Raw genomic sequence first — 11,471 nt, 5'->3', positions numbered from 1 at the left:
TCATGAAGCTTCCGACCGGCGCAACGCGCACCGTCTTCATCTTCGCCCACCCGGCGGGCCACGTCGCGGCTCCCCGCTACTACACGCCCTATTTCGAGGAGCAGGGCCTCGACTGGCACCTGGTGCCAATGGATGTCGAGCCGAAGCATCTCGCCGAGACGATCCGCGCGCTGGCGAAGTCGCCGAGCACCGCCGGCTTCAACTTGACCATGCCGCACAAGCCGGCCGCGTTCGAACTCTGCGACGAGGTCGGGCCTGCCGCGAAGTTCGAGGGCGTGGTCAATACCATCCGACTAGAGGCGAGCGGAAAACTCGTCGGCGAGTCCTTCGACGGCGGCGGCTTTTTGAACGCCGCACGCGAAGCCGGCATCTTCGACCCTGAACGCCGAACCGTCGTGATCGGTGCGGGTGGTGCCGGCCGCGCGATCTGCCACGCCTTGGTAGCGGCCGGCTTGAAGCGCTTGCGCATCCTCAACGAGGTGCCCGGCCCGGTCGAGGCGCTCGCGGCAAAGCTGCGCGGGCAATTCCCCGATCTCGACCTGAGCCTCGAGGAGCGCTTCGACGACGCGGGACTGTGCGTCAACGCGACATCCCTCGGCCTGCGCGTGACCGATGCCTTGCCGATGGACCCGGCCAAGCTGCCGGGGGATTGCGCAGTATTTGACATCATAGCCGCGCGGCGCACCGGCTTCATGGAGGCCTGCGCCGCCCGCGGATTGAAGGTCGTCGATGGTGTCGCGATGATCCGGCATCAGCTGCCGCTGCAGACGGCGTTCTGGCGGGCTTCCATCCTGTGATCCGGACAGACAGGCAATCATCCCTCATCGTTGCGAGATCGCGCGAAGCCGACTAACCATGCCCCATGACCACATGGCGCCCGCATCCCCACATCCGCGTCGTCGCGATCGGCCTGCATTGGCGGGACGGGCGGCTGCTCGCGGCCGAGGTTCGCGACGATGCAGGCCGGATCAAGGGCGTGCGTCCGCTCGGCGGCGAGATCGAGTTCGGCGAGAGCTGGCGGGCGGCGCTGGTGCGGGAATTTCACGAAGAACTCGGCATCGGCATCACCATCACCGGCGAGCCACTGGTGATGGAGAATATTTTCGTGCACGAGGGATCGACCGGGCACGAGATGATGTTCATCGCGGCGGTCGCGTTTCCGGATGGCGCGTTCAGCGACCAGGAACGCGTCGATTTTCGCGAGGATAACGGCGAGCAGATTGTGGCCCGCTGGTTTAATCTCGCCGACCTCGATGTCGAGGGCGGTCCGAGCCTGTACCCGACCGGGTTGAAGGACGTGCTGCTCGGAAGCAAGGACAGGACCAAGGTCTCAACTCCGTCATCCTGAGGTGCGAACCGCGCAGTGCATCCGCACTGCGCTGAGAGCCTCGAAGGATGTACGGCCCGGATACAGCGGGGCCGTCGCCCTTCGAGGGCCGCTGAAGAAGCCGCCACCTCAGGGTGACGGTTATGCAGATGCCGCCCCTGCCGCCGTCATCGCATGCGCAGCACCCGGCAGGCTACCAGACCCCGGCGCCGGGGATTTTCTTGCGCACCGCCATGCGCTGGATCCAGATGCAACGGCGAACCGACCTGTTGGAGCGGCCGACGGCGGATATCCCCTCGCCGGCCTGAAGCAGCGGCGCGACGCTCTCGCGCAGCACACGGCAGCGCTGCAGCTCGGCCTGCCAGTCGACAATCGCTGCATCCGCGCGCGACACCATCAGCGCCAGTATCGCCACGGAAAAACCTGCTGCCCGCGTCATTCGCATTTCCTCACCGGCGACCTCACGTCAGAAGACGATAACTCAACTTGATGTTGGCGCCGAGAGCTTGCCCGTTACGTGCGCAGCCGCCGCAGCGCCCGGCGCTTGTGGAGGGCGACGTGATCGGTCTTGTCGCTCTTGATCTCGTATTGCGGATCATCCGGCGTGGCGTGGTGCGTATAGCCCTTGTAATCGACGTCCTGGGTGTGGACGCGCAGGATATGGCCCCGCACGCGGCCGGCCTCGGAATTCCAGCTGACGTGATCGCCGCGGCTGAAGGGTTTTGTGGACGGCTTGGCCATGGCGGAACAATGCCCGATGGCTTCGGGGCGTTCCAGAGGAGCAGAGCTAGACGCCCCAATCCGTCTTCGCTCTTCGAGCTACGCCGGACACGCTTTGCATTGAGATTGATTGGTGGGCTTGCTTCGCCGAAGCTCGCGGCGGCGGCCCGCCCGCGCCCGTTGGGCTTCGGCGCGGCATCCTTCTCTCGCTATCGCGAGCGAAGGATGGTGGGCACGACAGGGATCGAACCTGTGACCCCTACCATGTCAAGGTAGTGCTCTCCCGCTGAGCTACGTGCCCTAGATGTCGTCTAGATCGGGTGGGGTCCCTATAACGGCTCAGGGGAGCCGGCGCAAGGACGGAACGGCGCCGATTCAGGCCGCCAGCATCTTGTTCACTTCACTGACCAATTCGCGCAGATGCACGGGCTTGGACAGCACCTTGGCGTTCTTGGGGGCGTCCGAATCCGAGTTCAGAGCCACCGCGGCGAAGCCGGTGATGAACATGATCTTGATGTCGGGATCGAGTTCCGAGGCCCGGCGGGCGAGCTCGATGCCGTCCATCTCCGGCATGACGATGTCGGTCAGCAGCATCTCGAACGGCTCTTCCCGCAGCCGCTGATAGGCGGCCATGCCGTTGTCGTGGGACGAAACCTGAAAACCGGCGTTTTCCAGCGCCTTGACCAGGAAACGGCGCATGTCGTTGTCGTCTTCGGCGAGGAGGATCTTTGGCATGGCAGGAAAGTCGACTCCCCAGAGGATATCAGCAAAGGTTACTAAGCCCGATAGAGGGTAAATTTGAGGTGAAAATCTTAACCCCAAGCGGGCTGCGTTGCCGGTCCTTGTGAACTGGAATGCGGCTCGAAGCAATCGAGCCGCGCCGGCGCGTCCCCACCTCCCTGCCTGCACGGTTAAGACGTGTTCCAGCAGCCATCACATCTTTTCGCTTGGCAGAATGGTTGCGATTCCGGACAATGACGACACATAAGAGCCGCTCGATCGGCCGAATCAATGCGATCTGGCCCCTGCCAGATTCCGGCGCGAAGGGACGAAGCCTGAGAAGATGACCCGGTTTGACGGCGATGCGTCGCCAGCCTTCGAGATCGTGGAGCCCGCGCAATGGCGCGCGCCGGTCATTTTCAACTCGCCCCATTCCGGCTCGACCTATCCGGACGAATTCTTGGCGGCCTCGCGGATCGACCTGCCGACGCTGCGGCGGTCCGAAGATTCCTTCATGGACGAGCTGATCGGCCATTTGAGCGAGCGCGGCTTTCCGACCGTGCGGGTCAACTTTCCCCGCTCCTATGTCGACGTCAATCGCGAGCCCTATGAGCTCGACCCCCGTATGTTCACCGGGCGGCTGCCGAGCTTTGCAAATACGCGCTCGATGCGGGTCGCCGGCGGCCTCGGCACCATTCCGCGCGTGGTCGGCGACGGCCAGGAGATCTATCGCGAGCGCATCCTGGTCGACGACGCGCTGGGGCGGATCGAGGCGCTGTACAAGCCATACCACCGCGCTCTGCGCCGGCTGATCAACCAGGTGCACCAGATGTTCGGCACCGTGGTGCTGGTCGACTGCCACTCGATGCCCTCGGTCGGCGTCAGCAGAGATGAGCCGCGCCGGCCCGACGTCGTGATCGGCGACCGCTACGGCACGAGCTGCACGCCGCTGCTCCCCGACAGGGTCGAGGAGACCATGACGGGGCTCGGCTATTCGATCGGCCGCAACAAACCCTACGCCGGCGGCTTCATCACCGAGCATTACGGCAATCCGGCGAGCGGCCTGCACGCGGTGCAGCTTGAGCTCAATCGCGCGATCTACATGGACGAACGGCGGCGCGAGCGCGGTCCGCGCTTTGCGCAAGTTGCGTCCGATTTCGGCGTGCTTGCCGACGTGCTGGCAACGACGATCCCGTTCGGCGATCTCGGCCCGTTCCAGGCTGCGGCGGAATAGGCTCGAACTCTTTCGCGTTGCCGACCACAGGCGCGAACATGCTTTCGCTTCGCGAACTCGCGCGCACCAAAATGAAAACAAGGGCCAAAGAAAAAAGGGCCGCTTCTAATGAAGAAGCGGCCCAAGTCTAGGGAGGAAACGCCCAAGGAGGGCAGCGGTAACGCCAAGCGCTACCGCACCGCAACAATATGCGACCGCGACGCACAAAGTGCAAGGGCTTTTGAGCGGTTTCCCATGCAAAACGCACATGGCTCAGTTGCTTCTATGGAAACCCAGATTCAGTTTCTTTAATAAGGAAATTCAATGGGTTGATAGATGTTTGCATACGAACGAGGCAGGGGCGGAACTAAGGTTTCAACGCTGTGATCGATATTTGGCCAGGAGATGACTGAGATGAGGCAGCCAATCGCGGCATTCAAAATACCAGGGGCCAAATCAAGACAGCGCTGCAAGAGTCTGCCGATTTGAGCTAGGCAGGAGCGAGCTTCATTCGACTTTCGCTTTCGAGGATTCGCCGTGACGGTGATCGACTTCTCCGCCTTCATCGGACGGCTCGCCACCGCCTCCGGCGAAACCATCCTGCCGTTCTTCCGCACCTCGCTGTCGATCGACGACAAGAGCAAGACCAAGGATTTCGATCCGGTCACGGAAGCCGACCGCGCCGCGGAGGCGGTGATGCGGCGGCTGATCAAGGCCAACTTCCCCCAGCACGGCATCGTCGGCGAGGAATTCGGCAATGAGCGCGAAGACGCCGACTATGTCTGGGTGCTCGACCCCATCGACGGCACGAAATCCTTCATCGGCGGCTTTCCGATCTGGGGGACGTTGATCGCGCTGCTGCACAAGGGTGCGCCGGTGTTCGGCATGATGCACCAGCCCTTCATCGGCGAGCGCTTTTCCGGCGACAACGGCTCGGCCAACTATAAGGGCCTCTCCGGCGAGCGCCGGCTCCAGGTCCGCCGCTGCGCCTCGCTGTCGGAAGCCACGACCTACACCACCAGCCCGCTGCTGATGAACGAGCGCGACCGCGCCATCTTCAGCCGCATCGAGCAGGGCGCGCGGCTGTCGCGCTATGGCGGTGACTGCTACTCCTATTGCATGCTGGCGGCCGGCCATGTCGACCTCGTGGTCGAGACCGAGTTGAAGCCGTACGATATTGCGGCGCTGATCCCGATCGTGACCGGTGCCGGCGGCGTCGTCACCACCTGGGAAGGCAAGCCGGCCCAGGGCGGCGGCCGCATCATCGCGGCCGGTGATCCCAGGGTTCACGAAGAAGCACTGAAACTCTTGAACCAATAACAACGCGGGCGGAGGCTTGCATGACGATCTCACGCAGGCTGCTCGTTGAATTGTTCTCGGGATTGTTCCTGCTTCTGTTGCCGACGCTTGCGTCGGCGCAGAATTTTCCAGCCAAGCCGATCAAGCTGATCGTGCCGTTCCCGGCCGGCGGCCCCAACGACATCATCGCGCGGGTCATCGGCCAGCGGATGTCCGAGCTGTCAGGACAGCCGGTGGTGATCGACAATCGCGGCGGCCAGGGCGGCGTGCTCGGCACTGACGCCGTCTCCAAGGCCACGCCCGACGGCTACACCATCGCGATCTCCTCAGCCGGCGCGCTCGCGATCAGCCCGAGCATGGAACGGGTCGCCTACGACACCTCGAGCGACCTGACGCCGGTGACGCTGGTCGCGACCGTGCCGGAAATGCTGGTCGTCGGCACCAATGTGCCCGCCAAGGACATCGGTGAGCTGATCGCACTCGCCAAGGCACAGCCCGGAAAGCTCAACTTCGCCTCCTCCGGCCCCGGCAGCCTGCCGCATCTCGCCGGCGAATTGTTCAAGCTGACCGCAAAGATCGACATCGTGCACGTGCCCTATCGCGGCGCAGCTCCTGCGGTGAACGATCTGCTGGGTCAGCAGGTCCAGATGACGTTCCTCGATCTCCCCGTGCTGCTGCCGCAGGTTAACGCAGGCGCCCTGCGTCCTATCGCGATGGGCTCGGCCGAACGCGCCCCGACCGCGCCTGATGTACCGACGATGGCCGAAGCGGGCTTTGCCGATCTGCGCATCGAGAACTGGTACGGCATGGTCGCGCCCAAGGGCACGCCGAAGGAGGTCGTTACTGCGCTGCACGCCCTTGCGACGAAGGCGATGGCGGATCCCGCGGTGAAGGAGAAGCTCGCCGCCCAAGGCGCGACCCTGATCGGCGACGAGCCCGAGCACTTCCGCAGCTTCATCGCGGACGAGACGAAGAAGTGGGCGAAGGTGATCAAGGACGCCGGGATCGAGACGGCGAAGTAGGACCCGGCGCCGCCCAAGCATCGCCGCGTTCCCTCGTTTTGCCTATGTCCGCGGTTGCAGAGGTTATTGAACCGGAATCATGCTTAGCATCCCTTGCAGATGCTCTTGATCTTCCGATCGGCCTGTGAGTTCGCCGAGCTCTCCGAGCGGATCTGGTCATCGCCCTGCAACGAGGGACCGGGCGTGACCGTCCCATCGATCCGACCGATATTGGTGCCACCCGCCGGATTGCCGGGCCGCCCAACGGTCGTTGATCCACGCGGACCAGCGCCACCGCCCGACTGAGCCGTGCCGGCCGCGTTGGTTCCGGGAGCGGTCGCGGTCCCAGACGAAGCGCCACCGCTGCCCGCGCCTCCCCCGCCCGAACTTCCGCCACCCCCGCCGCTCTGCCCTGATGCTGGACCAATGGAAGCGCTTGCCAGCACAGCGACCAGCACGAGGCCGGTTACGCGCATGGAACGTCTCGCGTTGCGCCTGTTCCTGGACATGGTTTGCTCCTGGCTCGTTTCGCCAACTGGGCAATGAGGTAAGGCTGCGACCGTTCCCCGGGCTGATCGCCGCAGCGGCGCATGAAAACGAACGCCGCACGGAACGACCGATTTTGACTCGGTTGGTCGGCATTGCCGCGAGCGCGGCGCTACGGCTCACGCTGCCTCGGCCCTCAAATGCTCCACCAGCATCTTGGCCGGCCGCGGCAGCGCCTTGAAGCTGCGCGCGCAGATCACGAGGCTCCGGTTGGCGAAGGCATCGCGCAGGCGGACCATCGCGAGCGGCATGGTCCTGGCACAACGGCGGGCAGCGGCTTCGGGCACGAGCGCCACGCCGACATCGGCGGCGACCATCTGACAGATCGCGTCGAAATCGCGCAACCGCGCGCGAAAATGCGGACGCATGCCGAGCCGCGCCGCATGTTTCGAGATGTGCATCTGGAGTGCGGTGGCGCTGGTCAGGCCGACGAAGTCGCATGCTCCCGCCTCCTGAAAGTCGATCTGGCGGCGGCCGGCGAACGGGCCGCGTTTCGATGTCACCAGTGTCAGGCGGTCCTCGCTGAAGACGAAGCGCTCGATATGTTCGGGTAATGCGTGCTCGGCGGCGAAGCCGAGATCGGCGGCACCGGCGGTGATCGCCGCCGCGATGTCGGTGCTCTCGCGCTCCTCGATGTCGATGGCGACATCGTGATGCTCGCGCAGGAAGCCAGCGAGCGCCTTCGGCAGGTGTTCCGACAGGCCCGACGTGTTGGCGAGGAAATGCACGCTGGCGCGCACGCCGCTGGCAAAGCCGGCGAGATCGCCGCGCATGGCGTCGATCTGGTGGATGACCAGCCGCGCATGATCGAGCAGGCTCTCGCCGGCCGCGGTCAGTTCCACGCCGCGGCGCCCGCGCTTGAGCAGCGCGACGCCGAGCGCGTCCTCGAGGCCCTTGATGCGCGCGCTGGCCGAGGCCAGCGCCAGGTGCGACCGCTCCGCGCCGCGGGTGATGCTGCGCTGGTCGGCGACCGCGATGAAGAGCTGGAGGTCGACGAGGTCGAAGCGCATGGCAGGTCGTTCTCTCATTGTTGGAGCATGATCTTGTCGGAAACCGCTGCGCACTTTGCGCTGACGCGGCCCTAAGGGTCCGGATCATGTTCTAGCCTTCGCCTGAAACGAAGGCACTCTCCGTAACCTCCAGATTGTGCCGGCGCGCGGCTTCGGTCAATGTGCAGATATGATCGACCCGCTGCTCATCCTCATCGCCGCCGTCTTCCTGCTGGCCGGATTCGTCAAGGGCGTGGTCGGGCTCGGCCTGCCGACGGTCTCCATGGGTCTGCTCGCGGTGAGCATGGCGCCAAGCCGAGCCATCGCCATCGTCATCGTGCCCGCCATCGTCACCAACATCTGGCAGACCTTCGTCGGCCCTTATCTGCGCGACATCCTGAAGCGGCTGTGGCCGCTGATGATCGGCACCGTGATCGGATGCTGGCTCAATGCCGGCGCGCTGACCGGCCCGCATGCGCGCTACGGCACGATCGTGCTCGGCGCCCTGCTGATCATCTACGCCGTGATCGGCCTGAACAAACTCCAGTTCCGCGTCGCACCTGAGAACGAGAAATGGGTTGGCGGCGTGGTCGGTGTCATCACCGGCGTGATCTCGGCCTCGACAGGCGTGCAGGTGATCCCCTCGATGCCGTTCATGCAGGCGATCGGCATGGAGAAGGACGAGCTGGTACAGGCGCTCGGCGTGTTCTTCACCACGGCGACGCTGGCGCTCGCCTTCAACCTGACCGCCGTCGGATTGATGACGCCGGCGAATGTCGTGCCGGGCGCTGTAGGCCTCGCCATGGCCTTTGCCGGCATGTTCATCGGCCAATCGGTGCGGGCGCGGATGCCGGCGGAAGCGTTTCGCCGCTGGTTCCTGATCGCGATGATCCTGCTTGGCCTTTATCTTACCGGCAGCGCCGTGCTGAAGGAATTTACCTGAGGGAACTACCGCGTCTCCAGCATGGCGACGCGGATTCCGAGATAGATGAAGAGACCGCCGAGCGCACGGTTGACCCAGGCGATCGCGCCCTCCGAGCTCCGCAGGCGATGGGCGGCCTTGGCCGCAAACGCCGCCAGCACCAGGCACCACAGCGTTCCCGTCGAGATGAAGATCAGGCCGAGCGTCAGGAAGGCGAGCGGCTTGTGGGCTGAATCGGCTGCGACGAATTGCGGCAGGAAGGCCAGGAAGAACAGGGCGACCTTGGGATTGAGCGCGTTGGTGAAGACGCCCTGGAGAAAGACCCGCCGCAGCGAGCTCCGCACCGGCTCGTCGATGGCCGAGGCCAGCGCCGGGCGCGACCACAGTATCTGAAGTCCCGTCACGACGAGATAGGCCGCGCCGACCAGCTTCAGGATCGAAAACGCCGTCGATGAGGCCATCAGCAGGGCCGAAAGGCCGATCGCCGCTGCCGCGACGTGGAAAAAGCAGCCGCAACTGATGCCAAGCGCGGCGGCGGCGCCGCCCCGCCAGCCCATCTGCATGCTGCGGCCGATTACGTAGACCGAATCCGGCCCCGGCGTGATGTTGAGCAGCACGCCCGACAGGATGAAGAGCCAGATTTCGTGAATGCCAAGCATGGAAGGTGCCCCCGGCCGTCCCAATTCCGCTTAGTCGGTCCGGGCGCCCCCGTCCACTACCGCAATTGCGTGGGATTTACCTCGAATTTGCAATGCGGGTCATACTTTCGCGCCGCCTTATCTGCTCTATAAAGGCAGGGTTCTTGAAATGCGGGATTCGAGGCGACTGCCACGCCGTGGCCGGTCCGCCATCCGTTGGAGCTCCGAGGGATATGGAAAGACGTCTGGCTGCCATCGTCTGCGCCGATGTCGCCGGCTATTCGCGCATGATGGGCAGCGACGAGGCAGGCACCCATGCCGCCTTCAAGGCCCATCGCAGCGCGATCCATCCCATCATCCTCAATCACGGCGGCCGCGTCGTGAAGAACACCGGCGACGGCTTCCTGCTCGAATTCGCTTCGATCGTCGGCGCCACCGAGGCCGCGATCGCGATGCAGACTCTAATGGCGGAGCGCAACCGCCATCTGCCGTCCGACCGCGCCATGCAGTTCCGGCTCGGCATCCACATGGGCGACGTCATCGCCGACGAGGACGAAGTATTCGGTGACGATGTCAACATTGCCGTGCGCCTGGAAGCGGTGGCGAGCCCCGGCGGCTTCGCGATCTCGGCGAAGGCCTATCGCGAGGCAAGCAAGCATCTCACGGTGCCGCTGGTCGATGCCGGCAACCATCGCTTCAAGAACATCAAGGATTCGGTCGGGGTCTGGACCTGGACGCCCGAGGGTGCGCCGGCGCTCGCGCCCGAGCTGAGGGAGGCGTCCGCGCTCTCGCAGCAGTACCGCACCGCCATCGTCGGCGTGCTGCCCTTCGCCAATCTCAGCGACGCCCAGGACGAATATTTCTCCGACGGCCTGACCGAGGATTTGATCCACGCGCTGTCGCTGCAATCCTTCTATCGCGTGCTGAGCCGCAACTCGACCTTCGCCTTCAAGGGCATGAACACCAGCACGCGGCTGATCGCGCGCGAGATCGACGCCACCTATCTGATCCAGGGTTCGGTACGGCGCGCAGGCGCCAAGATCCGCGTCACCGCCGAGCTGATCGCGCCGGAGACCGGTCAGCAGCTCTGGACCGGCCGCTACGATCGCGACATCGGCGACCTGTTCGCGATGCAGGACGAGATCACCACCAACCTGTCCGCCGCCATCGCCACCGAGATCGTCCGGGCCGAGGCCTCGGCACCGGCACGGCTCTCGACCGACGTGAGCGCCTGGGACCGCTTCCTCAAGGGGCTGTCGCATTACTATCGGCAGACCAAGGAGGATCTGGCCACCGCCGTCGACCTGTTCCGCGAGGCCATCAGGCTCGATCCCAAGCTGTCGATCGCGCATGCCTATCTCGCCACGATCCAGATCCAGAGCATCCAGTTCGGCTGGGTCAAGGGCACGCGGGAGATGTGGGCCGAGGCGATGAACCTTGCCGAAACCAGCGTCCGGCTCGACCCGCGCTCCTCCTTCGCGTTCTCGATCCTGTCCTGGGCCCACGGCATGGAAGGCCACTACGAGGCCGCGATGGACGCCGCCAAGCGCGCGGTCGCGCTCAACCCCTACGACAACGGCGCGCGCGGCGTGCTCGGCATCTGCCATTTCATCATCGGCGAGCACCGCGAGGCGGTCGAGCTGTTCTCGATGGCCTCGCAGCGCGACAACAGCGACCCGCGCTACCAATGGGCGGCGCTGAACGCCTTCAGTCACTACCTGTTGCGCCAATATGACGCGACCCTATCATGGGCCCGCGAGCAGCTCTACATCAATCCGAACCACATGCAGGCGCTGGCGATCCGCGCCGCCGCATTGGCGCAATTGGGGCGGAGCGACGAGACGGCCGAGGCCGCCGGCGTGCTGATGGGCAACTACCCGACTCTCAACGTCGATCGTCACCTGCGCAATTTCCACTGGAAGCGGCCCGAGGACATTGCCCATTACCGCGAGGGGCTGCTGAAGGCCGGCGTGCCGCTGGGCAGACTGACCCTGGTGCAGAGCGACGTCAAACGCGCCGTCGAGTCCTGAAGGGCCACGGGGCCCGTTGCCGTCCTTGGCGACCAACCTCCCGCCTGCTCCCGTTGACGCGACAGT

The 11,471-nt window shown here is 64.8% G+C and carries 12 protein-coding genes and 1 tRNA gene; 7 read left to right on the top strand and 6 right to left on the bottom strand.

Going from position 1 to position 11,471, the window contains the following annotated elements:
• The first annotated feature begins 2 nt into the window (after positions 1–2).
• Together NLM27_RS37660 and NLM27_RS37655 are read left to right on the top strand one after the other, a co-directional pair.
• A complete protein-coding gene (locus tag NLM27_RS37660) occupies positions 3–797 on the top strand; it encodes a shikimate dehydrogenase (protein ID WP_254148068.1) in 795 nt (264 codons plus the stop codon).
• Between the two features lie 65 nt (positions 798–862).
• Positions 863–1,348, top strand: coding sequence for an NUDIX hydrolase (locus NLM27_RS37655; RefSeq protein ID WP_254148067.1), 486 nt, complete (start codon positions 863–865; stop codon positions 1,346–1,348).
• A 172-nt stretch (positions 1,349–1,520) separates the two neighbouring features.
• Here NLM27_RS37655 and NLM27_RS37650 read toward each other — a convergent pair whose 3' ends face one another.
• The 4 genes from NLM27_RS37650 to cpdR all read right to left on the bottom strand — a co-directional run bounded on the left by NLM27_RS37650 (position 1,521) and on the right by cpdR (position 2,782).
• A complete protein-coding gene (locus NLM27_RS37650) occupies positions 1,521–1,766 on the bottom strand; it encodes a hypothetical protein (protein WP_254148066.1) in 246 nt (81 codons plus the stop codon).
• A 74-nt stretch (positions 1,767–1,840) separates the two neighbouring features.
• The gene (locus NLM27_RS37645) at positions 1,841–2,068 is read right to left on the bottom strand and encodes a DUF2945 domain-containing protein (RefSeq protein WP_254148065.1); all 228 of its coding nucleotides are present in this window, start codon (positions 2,066–2,068) and stop codon (positions 1,841–1,843) included.
• Positions 2,069–2,273: 205 nt separating this feature from the next.
• Positions 2,274–2,348 (bottom strand) — tRNA-Val (locus tag NLM27_RS37640).
• 74 nt (positions 2,349–2,422) lie between these two features.
• Positions 2,423–2,782 (bottom strand): cell cycle two-component system response regulator CpdR, encoded by a 360-nt coding sequence (gene cpdR, locus NLM27_RS37635; RefSeq protein ID WP_007597092.1) that lies wholly within the window; start codon positions 2,780–2,782, stop codon positions 2,423–2,425.
• 328 nt (positions 2,783–3,110) lie between these two features.
• Between cpdR and NLM27_RS37630 the strand changes: the two genes are divergently transcribed.
• The 3 genes from NLM27_RS37630 (at position 3,111) to NLM27_RS37620 (ending at position 6,301) form a co-directional block, all read left to right on the top strand.
• Positions 3,111–4,001 (top strand): N-formylglutamate amidohydrolase, encoded by an 891-nt coding sequence (locus NLM27_RS37630; protein ID WP_254148064.1) that lies wholly within the window; start codon positions 3,111–3,113, stop codon positions 3,999–4,001.
• A 516-nt stretch (positions 4,002–4,517) separates the two neighbouring features.
• The gene (gene hisN, locus NLM27_RS37625; RefSeq protein ID WP_254148063.1) at positions 4,518–5,300 is read left to right on the top strand and encodes a histidinol-phosphatase; all 783 of its coding nucleotides are present in this window, start codon (positions 4,518–4,520) and stop codon (positions 5,298–5,300) included.
• A gap of 20 nt (positions 5,301–5,320) precedes the next feature.
• A complete protein-coding gene (locus NLM27_RS37620) occupies positions 5,321–6,301 on the top strand; it encodes a tripartite tricarboxylate transporter substrate binding protein (protein WP_254148062.1) in 981 nt (326 codons plus the stop codon).
• Positions 6,302–6,945: 644 nt separating this feature from the next.
• On the opposite strand, the gene NLM27_RS37615 is transcribed toward NLM27_RS37620, so the two are convergent.
• Positions 6,946–7,836: a LysR substrate-binding domain-containing protein gene (locus tag NLM27_RS37615; protein WP_254148061.1), complete on the bottom strand. Its 891-nt coding sequence runs from the start codon at positions 7,834–7,836 to the stop codon at positions 6,946–6,948.
• Between the two features lie 169 nt (positions 7,837–8,005).
• Between NLM27_RS37615 and NLM27_RS37610 the strand changes: the two genes are divergently transcribed.
• Positions 8,006–8,758, top strand: coding sequence for a sulfite exporter TauE/SafE family protein (locus NLM27_RS37610; RefSeq protein ID WP_254148060.1), 753 nt, complete (start codon positions 8,006–8,008; stop codon positions 8,756–8,758).
• Positions 8,759–8,763: 5 nt separating this feature from the next.
• Here NLM27_RS37610 and NLM27_RS37605 read toward each other — a convergent pair whose 3' ends face one another.
• Positions 8,764–9,396: a LysE family translocator gene (locus NLM27_RS37605; RefSeq protein WP_254148059.1), complete on the bottom strand. Its 633-nt coding sequence runs from the start codon at positions 9,394–9,396 to the stop codon at positions 8,764–8,766.
• 212 nt (positions 9,397–9,608) lie between these two features.
• Here NLM27_RS37605 and NLM27_RS37600 point away from each other — a divergent pair, with 212 nt between their 5' ends.
• Positions 9,609–11,405 carry an adenylate/guanylate cyclase domain-containing protein gene (locus NLM27_RS37600; RefSeq protein WP_254148058.1) on the top strand — a complete coding sequence of 599 codons (1,797 nt, stop codon included), beginning with the start codon at positions 9,609–9,611 and terminating at the stop codon, positions 11,403–11,405.
• Positions 11,406–11,471 lie beyond the last annotated feature (66 nt).

Source organism: Bradyrhizobium sp. CCGB12 (assembly GCF_024199845.1).
Taxonomy (GTDB): Bacteria; Pseudomonadota; Alphaproteobacteria; order Rhizobiales; family Xanthobacteraceae; genus Bradyrhizobium.
Note: the sequence above shows the minus strand (reverse complement) of the source record. Positions and strands in the feature narration are given on the sequence as shown.